Here is a 15,734-nt window from a genome sequence, read left to right as displayed (position 1 = left end):
AAATCCTGCAAGTATTTTTTAAACATTTTTGTTCGACCGTTTTCTTTTTAAACAAATCGTACAAATCAACCACAGTTTGTTTAAAAATAAGGCTAAAGATTATCAAATTCTGTTGCGAACGCAGCAACATTATCCCAATTGGTATATTCAATTTCTGTATTTGGGTCTGTAGGACCATCCGTCATTTTCATAATGAACCGAATCATCACCCTATCAAACCATTTATAGCGGGGATAAAACAGTGCGCCAGCAAAAACTGACTTTACAGTTGGCTGCCATGGGCACTTTTCCAAGAACTTACGCGTGTAAGCATTCGTTTCAACTGTATTCTTGCCTTCTTTTCTTGCCGTAAGATTTACAGCGAAGAATCCCGTTTTCATAGAATTCAGTTGGTTTTGGTGTGTTGAAGCAAAACGGACTAGCTGTTTATTGAAATGACCATAACGAATAGAAGCCCCCACTAGCACCTTCTCATAAGCAGATAAGTTGAAGCTTTTATCTGAGTTTAAATCTCGAATATCACACTCACGTCCGGAACGGCGTAATTGGTCTGCCATTTTGAGTATGATCTTTTTTGTTTGTCCGTCAGTACTTGAGTGCAAAAGTAGGTAACTCATTTTTCTTCCTAATCGTTACTATCTATTATATTAGCCAGACTATTTTGTTACTCACGCCAAAAAGTGGGAGTCAATAACACTAATAAGGTAAATACTTCTAAACGACCAAATAACATTGTTACTACTAAGATCCATTTGCCCGCTGGGTTCATCGTCGTGAAATTATCAGCAACAGTTCCTAATCCTGGACCTAAGTTATTTAATGTCGTAGCAATTGCAGAGAACGCGGAAAACTCATCGACTCCCGTTGCAATTAATAACAGCAAGCTAACAACAAAAACTAAAGCATAAGCGGAAAAGAATCCCCAAACAGCTTCAATAATCCTTTCTGGTAGTGCTCTTTGCCCTAACTTAATGGTATAGACAGCGTTCGGATGTACTAATCGTTTTAATTCACGGGAACCTTGTAAGAATAGTAAAAGAATACGGATGACTTTTAAGCCCCCCCCCGTTGATCCTGCACATCCCCCAACAAACGCGGCACATAATAGAAGCATGGGCAAAAATAGCGGCCACCCTGAAAAACTGTCTGTTGTAAACCCAGCAGTCGTCGCCATTGAGACAACTTGGAAAAAAGCTTGATCCAGCGTTTGCCCAAAGCCAGCATATACGGAGTGATACATCAGCACCGCGGTACAGATCACGACTAGAACAAACTGGAAACTGATGAACATTCTAAACTCAGGGTCACGCCAATAAATTCCAAGACTTCTTCCTGTAAGAACCGCAAAGTGCAGACCAAAGTTACAACCCGAGATAATAAGAAAGACGCCAATAATGGTATTAATGGCTGGACTATTAAAGTAGCCTATGCTGGCATCATGGGTAGAAAACCCACCGATCGCGATGGTTGAAAAACTGTGTGATATCGCATCGAACACATCCATGCCTGCGATCCATAGCGCAATTGCACACGCTATAGTCAGTAAAACATAAATAAGCCAAAGGGTTTTCGCCGTTTCCGCTATACGCGGACGCATTTTGTTATCTTTCAAAGGTCCCGGCATTTCAGCTCGATAAAGCTGCATTCCCCCAACACCTAACAGAGGCAAAATCGCCACAGCGAGTACGATGATCCCCATCCCACCAAGCCATTGAAGCATTTGTCGATAGAATAAAATTGCTTTTGGAAGCGAGTCTAATCCCGTCAGGGTTGTTGCACCTGTCGTAGTTAAGCCCGAAAATGACTCAAAAAATGCATCCGTAACAGATAAATTTGGTTTTTCCGAGAAGATAAATGGTAGCGCTCCGACGCTTCCCAACACCGTCCAGAATAGAACAACGATTAAAAAGCCTTCTTTCGCTTTTAATTCATGTCTGCTATTACGTGTTGGCAGCCATAAAAAAAGACCAATTAATAATGCAGTGACAAAGGTTTGACTGAATGCTCGTCCCGCACCATCGCGATATATTAGTGCGACAATACCAGGAATGACCATAGTAAAAGAGAAGATAATGACGAGTAACCCGACAATACGAGTTATTGCGCGAAAGTGCATTCGGCCGGTTCCTTGCTATACTGTTTGCTCTTGTGACGGTTCTGAGAGAGTTACCTCACCACGACTGATATCACGTAATTTATCATTGACCTCCTGCTCACAAGTAGCAGGAATAGAAATTTGCAAAGATACAGACTCATTATAATCACTGAGTAATATAGTACCATTTACCTGAGCTAATAATTGCTCAATACCATTGATAAGTGAGTAGTCACATACCACGTTGAAGACTTTTTGAGGCACTTTCGTTTGTGTCGGTAATAGTTTAAGTGCTTGTTGCACCCCACTCCCATACGCACGAACGAGCCCCCCAGTTCCGAGCTTTATCCCACCGAAATAACGCACAACAACGCAGGTGATTTCACCTAAATTGCTGCCGAGTAACTGTGCCATAATGGGTTTACCTGCCGTTCCCGTTGGTTCACCATCATCGGAAAAACCTAGCTGTTGGGAATCATCGGGACGACCCGCCACAAATGCCCAGCAATGGTGCCGAGCATCGGGGTATTGCGCTTTAATAGACTGAATATAGTCTTTTGCTGCTTCAATACCCTCTGTGTGAGCGATGTAGGTAATAAAACGGCTTTTTTTGATCTCTTCCGAAAAAGAGATCGTTTCTGCCGGAATTGAATACGCTTTCATTACGGTAAATGCAAATCTCGAGTCATATTTTCAATATGGTTATGATGAATGACGATATTGTCTTCAATACGAATTCCACCATAAGGCTTAAAGTGCTCGATTTTATCCCAATTAAAGTGCTGACTAAACTCACCAGTACGCCATGATGAGATCAAGGATTCAATAAAGTAGAGACCTGGTTCAATCGTTAAAACCATTCGCGGTTCTAAAATACGAGTGCAGCGTAAGAATGGATACATTTTGGGTGCTGCTAAATGAGTCCCATCTTCATCTTGCATAAAACCAGCAACATCATGAACTTGCAGACCTAAAGGATGACCTAAACCATGTGGTAGAAATGGTGTTGTTAAGCCATTTTCAACCATAGCATCTTCACTGATGCCCTTCACAATACCATGTTTCGTCAGTAATTTAGCAATACGATGATGCATATCTACATGGTAATCAGTGTAGCGCACACCCGCTTTGATTGAACCAATCAGTGCAAGTTGCTCTGCATTTAAATCTGCCACTAACTCTGCAAACTCACTTTTGCTTTTTGCAGCATAAGTACGAGTAATATCAGCGGCATAACCGTTATATTCCGCACCAGCATCAATCAAGAAACTGCGTAATTCACTAGGGGCTGTTTGCTGTAGTTTAGTATAGTGGAGCACAGCAGCGTTTTCATTCAGCGCCACAATGTTTCCATAAGGTACATTTGTATCACGATGCCCGGTTGCTTCTAAGTAACTAATATTAATATCAAACTCACTCGCGCCTGCTTGGAAAGCTTCAAAAGCAGATAAATGTCCATTTACTGCCATTTTTTGCGCTTCACGCATACAGTACAACTCATAGTCTGTCTTATATGAGCGATGATAATGATAATAATCGAGTACCGGTTTTGGATTAATATTGTGAGTAGAAATACCTAGAGACTCTGCTTTAGTTGCAGAAGAGCCAATATATGCCAGATGGTCTTTTTGAATGCTAGCTAAAAAACCTTTGATTTCATCTGCATTTTTGAGATGAATGAGTTCAACTTCTTTTGTCCAGAAGCTGGTCGGTAAAGGTTCAACGCTATGCCAATAATCAACCGGAGAATAAAACCATAGTTTCGGTTTATTCACACCATCTACTAATAACCAAGAATGCGGAACATCCGTCACAGGAACCCAAGCTTTGAAGTGTGGATTGACCTTAAATGGGTAATCACTGTCATCAAGGAAAATGCGAATGGGTTCTCCTGAATGAATCAATATGGCATCTAATTTACTGCGTTGTAAAACTTGCTGAGTCGTTTTTTGTAACGTTTTAATATGTTCTGCGTAGAGTCCAGCCAGTTTTTCCATTTCGTTCAACCTTTCAGTATTAGTTAGAAAAATCAAGCTTATCACGTTCTGATAATAACGTGTATGCTCTCAATTACATGTCACAAATAATACTTTGATTATTAATAAAAATATCATTTTCACCCTGTCTTATTTACCTTAATTCCTGTGAGCCGCCTTCCAATTTTGTTATTAATCATTTGCATTTAATTAACATTATCGTCACACTAAATTTCATCTGGTCATACCAGATAAACCTGCCACGTAAAGGAGAACAGCATGCTTTATCAAAGTGAGACAATCTCTATTCAATGGTTGAAAAAAGGTATTGCAGAACTGGTGTTTAATTCATCAGGACCAATCAATAAATTGGATACTCATACCGTCGCTTCACTTGATGAAGCTGTTGCAATACTCGAACAACAAAGCGATTTACAAGGCGTTATTTTGCGCTCAGATAAACCTGCGTTTATTGTTGGCGCAGATATCAAAGAATTTTTATCCCTATTCGAGGCATCCAAAGAAACACTGAGTGACTGGCTTGGTTACGCAAATAGTATATTTAATCGCCTTGAAGATCTCCCTGTTCCAACTATTAGCGCAATTAATGGTTATGCCCTAGGCGGTGGATGTGAGTGTGTGCTCGCGACAGATTTTAGAATTGCCTCACCAGATGCCAGAATTGGTTTACCCGAAACAAAACTAGGAATTATGCCTGGCTTTGGTGGTTCCGTACGTTTACCTCGACTCATTGGTCTTGATAGTGCCCTTGAAATTATCACTGCGGGAAAAGATGTTAGCGGTCCACAAGCACTTAAGCTAGGACTCGTCGATGCGGTGGTTGAAACAGAAAAGCTTCCTCAAGCAGCTTTGCAAATTATAGAGCAAGCAATCTCTGGCGCATTAGACTGGCGTCAGGTGCGTCAACCTAAACTTGAACCACTAAAACTTAGCGCACTTGAGCAAGCAATGAGCTTTAATGTTGCCAAAGGGATGGTCTATCAAGTTGCTGGAAAACATTATCCTGCACCTATGAGTGCAGTTAATACGATAGAAAAAGCCGCTAATTGTACGCGTGAAGAGGCATTAAAACAGGAAACAGCAGCTTTTGTGCCTCTTGCTCATAGTGATGTAGCTCGCGCATTAGTCAGTGTTTTCCTGAATGACCAAAGCGTTAAATCCACCAGTAAAAAAATTGCAGGTTCCGCTACGGCGCCTACACAAGCAGCCGTTCTAGGTGCGGGAATTATGGGCGGTGGCATTGCTTATCAGTCTGCAAGTAAAGGTGTCCCCGTCTTAATGAAAGATATCAGTGACAAGTCATTAGACTTAGGGGTCAATGAGGCGAAAAAACTTCTCAATGGTCAATTTGAAAGAGGAAAAATCACTGCAGATAAGATGGCAACTACGTTAGCCTCTATTCATCCTTCTTTATCTTATGCTGGTATTGAAAACGCTCAAGTCATCGTTGAGGCTGTTGTTGAAAATCCAAAAATTAAAGCTGCTGTATTATCTGAAGTTGAATCATTAATTACTTCAGAGACGATACTAGCTTCCAACACATCGACCATCCCCATCACAGAGTTGGCTAACTCATTAAAACGCCCAGAAAACTTCTGTGGTATGCATTTTTTCAACCCTGTACACCGCATGCCATTGGTAGAAATCATTCGAGGCAAAAAAACCAGTGATAGCACTATCGCAAAAGTAGTTTCTTATGCGAATAAAATGGGAAAAACCCCTATCGTTGTAAATGACTGCCCTGGCTTTTTCGTTAACCGAGTCCTATTTCCTTATTTTGCAGGGTTTAACTTATTGCTTCAGGATGGCGCAGATTTTCGAGAAATCGATAAAATCATGGAGAAAGAGTTTGGCTGGCCAATGGGGCCTGCTTATCTGCTTGATGTTGTCGGTATTGATACCGCATTTCATGCAGAACAAGTCATGGCTCAAGGTTTCCCACAGCGTATGCAAAAAGTTGGTAAGAACGCGATTGATATCATGTTTGAGCAACAACGTTTCGGTCAAAAAAATGGCAAAGGTTTTTACCAATATGAAAAAGATAAAAAAGGAAAACCAAAGAAAATTGATGACCCGCAAACCGATGAATTATTAAACGTTATTCGCCAGAGTAAACGTTCATTCACTAAAGAAGAAATTATTGCTCGAATGATGGCTCCAATGGTGAATGAAGTAGTTCGTTGTCTAGAAGAGGGAATTATTCAAAGCCCTTCTGATGCTGATATTGCCCTAGTTTATGGTCTTGGCTTTCCTCCATTCCGCGGCGGTGTGTTCTGCTACCTAGATACTCTTGGCAGCCAATCTTACGTTAAAACTGCCGAATCCTATTCTCATTTAAGCCCGCTTTATCAAGTTCCTGATGGATTGAAAGAAAAAGCGGTGACTAATGCTAGATACTATCCGAAGCCACCGGTTGTGGCTATCGATGTCAAAAAAGTTGCGAGAGGTTAATCCTATGGAAAATGTCTTCATTATTGATGGTATACGCACACCAATGGGCCGTTCCAAAGGCGGTGTATTTCGTCATGTAAGAGCAGAAGACCTCTCTGCACACTTGATGAATGCGATTTTCGAACGCAATCCAAATGCGAGAAAGAAAGAAATAGATGACATTATTTGGGGGTGCGTTCAGCAGACATTAGAACAAGGTTTTAATATCGCAAAAAATGCCGCTCTGTTGACTGACATTCCTCATACCGTTCCTGCTGTCACTGTCAACCGACTATGTGGGTCTTCAATGCAAGCCATCCACGATGCTAGCCGTTTTATTATGACTGGAGATGCCCATTCCGTTTTGATTGGGGGCGTTGAGCATATGGGTCATGTCCCAATGACTCACGGCATTGATTTCAATCCAAAATTAACATTGCGCGTAGCTAAAGCGTCAGGAGCGATGGGTTTAACCGCCGAAATGCTAGCAAAAATGTACAAAATTAGTCGTGAAGAGCAAGATGCATTTGCGCTTAGATCTCACCAACGTGCGGCATCTGCAACTAAGAATGGTAAATTTAGCCGTGAAATCGTTCCGATATCAGGTCACGATGTCGACGGTAACCTCATTTCAGTTAACTATGACGAAGTGATCCGATTTGATGCCAGTTTAGAAGGTCTCGCTTCTTTAAGACCAGCATTTGATCCTGTGAGCGGCACTGTGACCGCAGGCAATTCATCAGCACTGTCCGATGGCGCTTCAGCCATGCTACTTGCCAGTGAATCTTATGCCAAACAGCATGAATTAAAACCACGCGCAAAAATTCGAGCAATGGCAGTCGTCGGTTGCGATCCATCAATTATGGGTTTTGGACCTGTTCCCGCCACTGAAATGGCATTAAAACGCGCAGGACTTTCGCTAAATGATATTGATATCATTGAACTTAATGAAGCGTTTGCCGCGCAATCTATTGCCTGCTTGAAAGGATTACAAATCTCAGAAAGCCAAGTAGACCAGAGAGTAAACTTGAGTGGTGGCGCAATTGCCTTAGGGCACCCTCTCGGTTGCTCGGGCGCTAGGATCACAACTGCACTACTTAATCAGTTAGAACAACATGATAAGCAGTTTGGATTAGCCACAATGTGTATTGGATTTGGGCAAGGTATTGCCACAATTATTGAACGCGTTTAATTCATTTTGCCGTTACATTGTCGTATTTTGCAATGTTCCCGCCTAGTCAGGGGCGGGATTTTTTTATCTTCAAAACAGCAAAATCAGCTCAGTCAAAATCGAAAAATCAATCAATTCGAATTTTAAATACAACTCCATACATCCACTAAATAGTTCAAGTCACAGGTAGGCGGCAAGTGTAGGCGGCAAGTAAAGCTATCTCTTGAGCATACTGGAGTATGTGATAGGGTAGCTTTATGAAGCCCCCCTACAACTTGAAAGATGACGCGTTATAGAAAATCGAAGGCATCACCAAACAATTGAGTTGCCTTTGCATTCCGCTCACCACAAAACCTATCCCGTGCAATCTTCGCCATCTCAAAACGACCTGCAATATAGATATCATGACCTGACAAATCACCGAAATCTTCTAATACCGTGCTCAAGACAGTTCCCGTTCTTCCGCGCCAATTATCATCAGGCTGTTCAACAACAGGGATCACTTTCAGATTTGGATATCGTTCACTAATAGCTTGAAGCTCTCCCAAATCATACAGATGTTCTAACTGACGCCCACCCCAATAAAAAGTAATGTCACGTTGAGGATTTTCAGCAAGGGCTGCCAGCAAAATAGAATGGGTATAGGAGAAGCCAGTACCACCCGCAATCAAGATCATTGGATTTGAGCTATTTTCACGAAACCATGCTTTTCCGTGAGGGATATCAATATCAATACGTTGCTGTTCTAAAATACGATCCATTACAGCCATTGCGTATAAATTGAATTCCGATGCACCGATATGTAGCTCAATAGATTGATTATTTTCAGGCGTAGAGGCCATGGAGAATGGTCGCTTGTCTCTTTCATCCATAACGACCATTAAATACTGACCAGCTTTAAAGTGAAAAGGACCATCTGGCAACAAAATAACCCGATAAACTGTATCCGTGATTGATTCAACAGATGTGACTTTACAGCTCAAAGTTGCCATGGTTTTCCTCTTACTTTTCAATAATATTTAACTGTTCCCAGATGTCATCCACACGGGACTTAACACTCTGAGTCATGACAATAGGGCGTCCCCATTCTCGATTGGTTTCTCCCGGCCATTTATTGGTCGCATCCATGCCCATTTTGGAACCTAATCCGGAAATTGGTGATGCAAAATCAAGATAATCAATCGGTGTATTTTCCATCATCACGGTGTCACGAGCGGGATCCATGCGCGTTGTAATCGCCCAAATAACATCCTTCCAATCACGAGCATTGATGTCATCATCACAGACAATGACAAACTTAGTGTACATAAACTGACGCAGGTAAGACCAGACTCCCATCATTACTCTTTTTGCGTGTCCTGCATACTGTTTTTTCATGGTAACGACAGCCAGACGATATGAGCAACCCTCTGGTGGTAAATAGAAATCGACTATCTCAGGGAACTGTTTCTGTAAAATAGGAACTAGAACTTCGTTCAGGGCTTCCCCTAATACCGCAGGCTCATCCGGCGGGCGCCCTGTATAAGTCGAGTGATATATTGCATCACGGCGCTGAGTGACGTGGGTAACAGTAAACACTGGGAAATCATCAATTTCATTATAATAACCAGTGTGGTCACCATAAGGACCTTCCGGTGCCATCTCTCCCGGTTCAATATACCCTTCAAGAATGATTTCAGCCCCTGCTGGTACTTCTAAATCATTAGAAATACATTTCACTACTTCCGTTTTATTGCCACGGAGCAATCCTGCAAATGCATATTCAGATAAGGTATCTGGAACAGGCGTCACCGCACCTAAAATTGTTGCAGGATCAGCCCCCAATGCGACAGCGACAGGGAATCTCTCACCGGGGTGAGCTTGGCACCATTCTTGGAAATCTAATGCGCCACCACGATGAGACAACCAGCGCATAATCACTTTGTTCTTACCCAACACTTGCTGGCGATAGATGCCTAAATTTTGGCGTTCTTTATGAGGACCTTTGGTCACAGTCAACCCCCAAGTAATCAAGGGTGCTGCATCTTCAGGCCAACAATGCATAACGGGGATTTTTGTTAAATCAACATCATCTCCAGCCCAAATCTCTTCCTGACAAGGTGCAGAGCTTAAGCGTTTAGCTGGCATATTCAGCACTTGCTTGAATTTCGGCAACTTATCCATTAAGTCACGGAACCCCTTCGGAGGATCTGGCTCTTTCAAGAAAGCGAGTAACTTGCCCACATCATGCAATGCTTTAATGTCTTCTTGCCCCATTCCCATGGCAACGCGTTTAGTTGTACCAAACAAGTTACATAAGACAGGCATGTTATAGCCTTTAGGGTTTTCGAATAATAAGGCTGGTCCCCCTGCTCTTAGTGTACGATCTGCGATTTCAGTCATCTCCAAGTAAGGATCGACTTCCATCGTAATGCGTTTTAATTCGCCTTGCTTTTCAAGCTGCGCGATGAAATCTCTAAGGTCACGGTATTTCATTATCTTCTTTTACTATTACAGGGGGAACCTCATTATAAGGTTCCCAGCCAAGGTTACAAGTTACTGTTAAACATACTTAATAATCAAGATGTTCAGTTCAAGTATATCACTTTACTTGCAATCAAACGGAACATGTTCCTTTAATGATACGGTATCAAATTGCTCAGGGAATGTTTTGTTGTGCTGAAACAGTTTAAAGCCTTCATTTTTGCCGCTGAAGTAACTCAGCTCATTTCCTTTAATCTGCAATCCGCTCCCTTCACGTAATGCAACAACAACCTCATGAGGGTTGATAACACAGAACTCTTGTAAACGCTCATCACGGGTTTCGCCCATGTGCCCAGAAATATGAGCATCGATATAATGAGGGTTTATTTGCATTGGGAATAGCCCCAGAGACGGCATAATTACGGCATTGCTTACTGGCATATCATTTGTTGTTCTGATACTTGGGGTCGCCACATTACAACCTGCGCTCCAACCAATATAAGGTACACCACGTTCACGTACAGCACGTTGAATTGCGACTATTAGCCCATTCTCATGTAAGCATTTATTTAACCACCATGTATTACCACCACTCACCAGAATACATTCGGCTTGTTCAATTGCTTCTACAGGGCTTTCGAAATGCTCAATCGAAGTCACTTTAATACCTAAAGCATCGCTCAATTGCTCCGCTCGCTCATCATGAGAACCACGTAAAACAGCATACGGTACCAATACTGCTGACTTAATGTTTTTACGTTCAATCATTTCATTGATTCTTGGCAATGCATAACTTAGCCATACAGGGTTCCCGGAAAGTTTGCCGTTACTCAGTAAAAAGATATCCATGGTGTCTCCTACAAAAAGTATTAACTGCTGTGTTTATCGTATAGCTAATTTTGTAACTACTGAATTAATCTATACTTGTGTGCATGAATAATATTGTGCCATTCATCATTAGTCACATTCTTATGCCTTAATTTGTTATCATGAGCATAAATTTGTTGGATGGGATCAAAAAATGGAAAAATGGTATTTGCTGTATTGCAAACGAGGACAATTGGAAAGGGCTGTTGAACATTTAACTCGCCAAAATGTGGCATGTATGACCCCCATGACCGAAATGGAGAAAGTCGTTCGTGGAAAGCGTACGGTTGTCACTGAAGCGCTGTTTCCTAATTACCTGTTTGTTAAGTTCGATCATGAGCAAATTCATACAACAACGATCCAATCTACCCGAGGGGTCAGCCATTTTATTCGCTTCGGTGCATTACCCGCTGAAGTTCCCGAAGAGATTATTGAGCTGATACAGCAAACACCTATCAGCCATACCCAATCACCGGACCTCCCTTCCCATGGAGATAATGTTGTGATTACTGAAGGTATTTTTGCAGGTGTTAACGCTATTTTTAATGAACCTAATGGCGAATCTCGTTCAATCCTCTTGCTCAATATATTAAATACCACGGTTGAAAAAGTCATTGATAATACTCAATTTAAAAAAGCTATTGAGTAGACTTTGGCATCATATTTAAATATTGAACACATAAAAAAAGCCCATTGATTAAATGGGCTTTTTTTCACAAGAGTCGCCTACTATGGCTATTCTTCTGGCTCCTCATCTTCATCTCTACGTCGACCTTTGCCAACATAGAAATTAGATAGTAAGACCCCAAGCTCAAATAGCAAGTACATTGGTACCGCAAGTAAAGTTTGTGATAGTACATCTGGAGGAGTCAGGAACATCCCGACAATAAATGCACCCACTAAGATATATGGACGCTTACGTCTGAGAGATTCAGGTGTCGTTACGCCAGTCCAGCATAATAAAATTATCGCTATTGGCACTTCAAATGCAGCCCCAAATGCCAGAAATAATGTCATGACAAAACTGAGGTACTTACTGATATCAGGTATAAAGTTAACGCTATCTGGTGTTGTTTTTACAAAGAAACCAAAAGCTAACGGGAATACCACAAAATAAGCAAATGCCATTCCTAAATAGAATAGGAAGCTACTTGAAACCAGCAGTGGCAGCATTAACCGACGCTCATGCTTATATAACGCAGGCGCGATGAAAGCCCAAATCTGGTACAAAATGACAGGTATCGAAATAAACACAGATACCATCATGGTCAGTTTAATTGGGGTAAAAAACGTCGATGCTACATCTGTCGCACTCATTTGAGAGCCAACAGGTAGCTTATCAATCAAAGGCGCAGCAACAAGGCGATAAATATCATTTGAAAAATAAGCCAGCGCCGCAAAGACGATTAATACCGTAATCAAACAGTTTAGTAGCCGCTTTCTAAGTTCAATCAGGTGGCTAATAAGTGGTTGAGCATCATTGACAGCCATGTGTTATTTTTCACTTTCTGTTTGATTGGAGTTTGTTACTTTAGCATCGAGTGGCTTAGAGTCTGTTGGTGCTGTTGAAGCTGTTTTTTCTTCAACAACCGCAGCCATCTTAGCAGCATACTCAGGATCAGGGTCTGACTCTTGAGTTTGCGAAGAACTAGCATGGGATTCCTTTACCGCTGCATCGTAGTTTTCTGTGATCTCTTTTGCTTTGTTCAACTCAGATTGGACGTCGTTGGTTGTTGCTTGATAACCACTTTGTAAAGACAAAGCAGCATGGCGCAAATCATCCATCGATTTTTTAAGTTCCGGAGAAAGCGTTTCCAAACCTGCTTTCTCTTCGACTTTTTTAAGAGTCTCTTGCAGTTCTTGCAATTTCAATTCTTGTGATAGTTCATTCTGGACATTAGTGGCCATAGAACGCATAGCACGAATCCAACCAGCAACAGTTCTCACTGCTACTGGTAGACGTTGAGGGCCCAATACCACAAGACCGATGATTGCAACTAGCAGTAGTTCACTAAAACCTATGTCAAACACGGTTTATCCCTGCTCTTTATTTTTGCTCTCAACTGGGCTGTCTTTTTTCTCAGCAGCCTGTTGTTCCGTGATATTTTTGGTTGCAAAATCAGCATCTTGCTTTTCTTGCTCTGCTTTTGCTTTTGCAGCTTCATCATCACTCATTGCTTTTTTAAAGCCTTTCAGTGACTCACCTAAATCGGAACCTAAAGAACGCAGTTTTTTGGTGCCGAAAATTAAAATAATAAGCAAAGCAATAATAATTAATTGCCAAGGGCTGCCGAAAGAAGCCATTGCAAATGTTGATTCCATTGTTAATACCTCTATAGTTTTGGGATCAATTGTAACTAACTCTATTATATACAACCAACGCTAAATACGGAAATGATCACAGCCTTATAAACTTGTCGCAAAACAAAGTCTACTTAATTATCCTCTCCTTTACACCAACCTACAAGCCACGACAATGCACCCACAGCCATAAATGCTGCTGCAATTCGGGTTAAGTCAGAAATAAAGAATAAGCTACCACAAAGAATGAAAGTTGCCCCAATTCCTAATAGGTACTGTGATTTACGTTGTTTCGTGCGTTGATGCTTTAACTCTTGAGTAAGCTGATCAATATTAGACTGCAAGAATCGATGCTGTTTTAATGCCCCATAAATTAAATCAGGGATTTCAGGCATTTTTTCTGCCCAATAAGGCGCTTTCTCTTTTAACGCTTTAGTGATTGCAGGAAGCCCTACTTGGCTATGAATCCAATCTTCTAAGAATGGCTTTGCCGTTTTCCATAAATCCAGTTGTGGGTATAGCTGACGACCAAGCCCTTCAACATACAATAAGGTTTTTTGTAATAACACTAACTGTGGTTGAACTTCCATATTAAAGCGACGAGCGGTATTGAACAGGTTCAATAACACATGCCCAAATGAAATTTCCGCCAATGGTTTTTCAAAAATAGGTTCGCAAACAGTGCGAATGGCAAATTCAAAATCTTCAACGTTGGTATCTGCGGGAACCCAACCGGAATCGACATGCAGCTCAGCCACTTTACGGTAATCACGATTAAAGAAGGCAATAAAGTTTTCAGCTAAATAGCGTTTGTCTTCTTTATTGAGAGAACCCACAATTCCGCAGTCAATTCCTATATAGAGAGGGTCTTCAGGGTGCTCATAGCTAACAAAAATATTGCCGGGATGCATATCTGCATGAAAGAAACTGTCACGAAATACTTGGGTAAAGAAGACTTTTACGCCTCTTTCCGCCAACAATTTCATGTTGGTTCCCTGAGCTTCTAAAGCCGCAATATCGGAAACAGGAATACCATAAATACGCTCCATCACCATCACGTTTTCACGACAATAGTCTGGATAAACCTCGGGAATATACAGCATGGCGCTGTTTTCAAAATTACGACGAAGTTGAATTGCATTCGCGGATTCACGAAGTAAATTTAATTCATCAATTAACGTTTTTTCGTACTCACGAACAACTTCTTTTGGGCGTAAACGTCGTCCATCTGGAAGAAGTGGAACCCAATTAGCAATTCGGTACATCAACTTAATATCTGCTTTGATAACTGGCAGGATATCTGGGCGAATGACTTTTAAAACAACGTCTTTGCCATTCTCTTTTAATATGGCTGTATGCACTTGGGCAATAGATGCTGACGCCAAAGCTTGCTCATCAAAATTATCAAACCATTGTTCTAACGGTCCGCCAAGCGACTCCTCAATATAGCGACGCGCTAACTTACCGTCGAAACTTGCGACTTTATCTTGTAATAATGAAAGTTGATCGGCAATGGTAGGGGGAAATAAATCTCGGCGAGTCGAAAGCATTTGACCAAATTTGATCCAAACTGGCCCCAACTCCTGCAGCGCCAAACGTAGGCGCTCACCAAGATCTTTATCTTTGTGTTTATTTTTGATCCAAAAAAAACCTAATCGCCCAATTCTTAAAGGCAATGTCAGCTTAATTTTAGGAATCAGCTCATCTAGTCCATAAGAGAGAAAAACCCGAATAATGAAGTAAAGGCGTTTTATTTCACCGGGAGACATTCTTCTCCTCCAACTGATTGAGTCGCTGTTCTAATTGACTCATTGAATTTGAAACTTGCTCAACTTCATCGCTAAAGTGCACTAATTCCAGCTGGCTAGGCGCCATTTTCCACTCTTCCAGAATAATGTCTTTAACGTAAGTTTTTTGGCGGCTAACTAATCGGGAAGCAAGACACGCCCCTTTGCCCAATACTTTACTAATACCTTCTGCAGCAATATCACCAATATAAGGGGATAAATAGTGTGCTGGATTCCAGATCGCTAAATCCAATAATGACGACCAGTGCTGCACAATCTGCATATCGCCTTCAATCACAATATCACCGTGATTGATTAACTGTGAAAGCTGCTGCTTATCTTTCAGCTTAATCAAGGTAAATAGCGATGTTTTAATGGTGCAGTCTGCGGGTTCTTGCCATTCACTTAAAACATCAACATGATTTTCAGCAAAAACTAATGTTAGGGTTTTATTCAGCTCTTTGAGCTCTATTCCCATCACTTTACCCGCTAAACGCATTCTTGCTGGTTGTAGCACTTTTTCCTTGAACAACATATGGTTCAAGGATGTTTCCATGAATGCTGTCATTACGGAATACAAAACAGTATTGGGATTTTCAATATGCGCTGATGGTGCTTCCATC

Annotated in this window: 15 protein-coding genes; 3 read left to right on the top strand and 12 right to left on the bottom strand. The window is 41.4% G+C overall.

Annotated elements, in window-relative coordinates; all coding sequences use genetic code 11:
* Positions 1 to 92: 92 nt before the first annotated feature.
* The 4 genes from hemG to pepQ are packed head-to-tail and all read right to left on the bottom strand — an operon-like array spanning position 93 to position 4,092.
* Positions 93 to 617, bottom strand: a complete 525-nt coding sequence (gene hemG / locus PR795_RS16010) for a menaquinone-dependent protoporphyrinogen IX dehydrogenase (RefSeq protein ID WP_036959764.1) — start codon at positions 615 to 617, stop codon at positions 93 to 95.
* A 47-nt stretch (positions 618 to 664) separates the two neighbouring features.
* Positions 665 to 2,116 carry a Trk system potassium transporter TrkH gene (gene trkH / locus PR795_RS16005; RefSeq protein ID WP_006663278.1) on the bottom strand — a complete coding sequence of 484 codons (1,452 nt, stop codon included), beginning with the start codon at positions 2,114 to 2,116 and terminating at the stop codon, positions 665 to 667.
* Positions 2,117 to 2,131: 15 nt separating this feature from the next.
* Positions 2,132 to 2,758, bottom strand: a complete 627-nt coding sequence (locus PR795_RS16000) for an IMPACT family protein (RefSeq protein ID WP_006658351.1) — start codon at positions 2,756 to 2,758, stop codon at positions 2,132 to 2,134.
* Positions 2,758 to 4,092: a Xaa-Pro dipeptidase gene (gene pepQ / locus PR795_RS15995; protein ID WP_181480565.1), complete on the bottom strand. Its 1,335-nt coding sequence runs from the start codon at positions 4,090 to 4,092 to the stop codon at positions 2,758 to 2,760. The genes PR795_RS16000 and pepQ overlap by 1 nt, the downstream gene beginning before the upstream one ends.
* 258 nt (positions 4,093 to 4,350) lie before the next feature.
* Between pepQ and fadB the strand changes: the two genes are divergently transcribed.
* Together fadB and fadA are read left to right on the top strand one after the other, a co-directional pair.
* Positions 4,351 to 6,543 (top strand): fatty acid oxidation complex subunit alpha FadB, encoded by a 2,193-nt coding sequence (fadB, locus tag PR795_RS15990; RefSeq protein WP_272516943.1) that lies wholly within the window; start codon positions 4,351 to 4,353, stop codon positions 6,541 to 6,543.
* Positions 6,544 to 6,547: 4 nt separating this feature from the next.
* A complete protein-coding gene (fadA, locus tag PR795_RS15985) occupies positions 6,548 to 7,714 on the top strand; it encodes an acetyl-CoA C-acyltransferase FadA (protein ID WP_272516942.1) in 1,167 nt (388 codons plus the stop codon).
* 269 nt (positions 7,715 to 7,983) lie between these two features.
* Here the strand turns inward: fadA and fre are convergent, their stop codons facing one another.
* The 3 genes from fre to pepE form a co-directional block, all read right to left on the bottom strand.
* Positions 7,984 to 8,685 (bottom strand): NAD(P)H-flavin reductase, encoded by a 702-nt coding sequence (fre, locus tag PR795_RS15980; RefSeq protein WP_181480564.1) that lies wholly within the window; start codon positions 8,683 to 8,685, stop codon positions 7,984 to 7,986.
* Positions 8,686 to 8,695: 10 nt separating this feature from the next.
* On the bottom strand, positions 8,696 to 10,168 hold the full coding sequence (gene ubiD, locus PR795_RS15975) for a 4-hydroxy-3-polyprenylbenzoate decarboxylase (protein WP_006658346.1): 1,473 nt from the start codon (positions 10,166 to 10,168) through the stop codon (positions 8,696 to 8,698).
* Positions 10,169 to 10,279: 111 nt separating this feature from the next.
* Positions 10,280 to 11,005 (bottom strand): dipeptidase PepE, encoded by a 726-nt coding sequence (gene pepE, locus PR795_RS15970; RefSeq protein WP_006658345.1) that lies wholly within the window; start codon positions 11,003 to 11,005, stop codon positions 10,280 to 10,282.
* Between the two features lie 172 nt (positions 11,006 to 11,177).
* Here pepE and rfaH point away from each other — a divergent pair, with 172 nt between their 5' ends.
* Entirely contained in the window at positions 11,178 to 11,672 is a 495-nt protein-coding gene (rfaH, locus tag PR795_RS15965) for a transcription/translation regulatory transformer protein RfaH (RefSeq protein WP_006663282.1), read from the top strand.
* Between the two features lie 86 nt (positions 11,673 to 11,758).
* Here rfaH and tatC read toward each other — a convergent pair whose 3' ends face one another.
* From tatC to PR795_RS15940, 5 genes are all read right to left on the bottom strand, one after another.
* Positions 11,759 to 12,514: a Sec-independent protein translocase subunit TatC gene (tatC, locus tag PR795_RS15960; RefSeq protein ID WP_006658343.1), complete on the bottom strand. Its 756-nt coding sequence runs from the start codon at positions 12,512 to 12,514 to the stop codon at positions 11,759 to 11,761.
* A 3-nt stretch (positions 12,515 to 12,517) separates the two neighbouring features.
* Entirely contained in the window at positions 12,518 to 13,054 is a 537-nt protein-coding gene (tatB, locus tag PR795_RS15955; RefSeq protein ID WP_006658342.1) for a Sec-independent protein translocase protein TatB, read from the bottom strand.
* A 3-nt stretch (positions 13,055 to 13,057) separates the two neighbouring features.
* Positions 13,058 to 13,345: a twin-arginine translocase TatA/TatE family subunit gene (gene tatA, locus PR795_RS15950; RefSeq protein WP_006658341.1), complete on the bottom strand. Its 288-nt coding sequence runs from the start codon at positions 13,343 to 13,345 to the stop codon at positions 13,058 to 13,060.
* Positions 13,346 to 13,458: 113 nt separating this feature from the next.
* Entirely contained in the window at positions 13,459 to 15,093 is a 1,635-nt protein-coding gene (gene ubiB / locus PR795_RS15945) for a ubiquinone biosynthesis regulatory protein kinase UbiB (protein WP_036959773.1), read from the bottom strand.
* A complete protein-coding gene (locus PR795_RS15940) occupies positions 15,080 to 15,733 on the bottom strand; it encodes a ubiquinone biosynthesis accessory factor UbiJ (protein ID WP_006658339.1) in 654 nt (217 codons plus the stop codon). Before PR795_RS15940 ends, ubiB begins: the two co-directional genes overlap by 14 nt.
* Position 15,734 lies beyond the last annotated feature (1 nt).

Origin of the sequence: Providencia sp. PROV209 (assembly GCF_028479485.1) — a bacterium.
Classification (GTDB): Bacteria; Pseudomonadota; Gammaproteobacteria; order Enterobacterales; family Enterobacteriaceae; genus Providencia; species Providencia alcalifaciens.
This window is presented reverse-complemented; position numbering and strand designations above follow the sequence as displayed.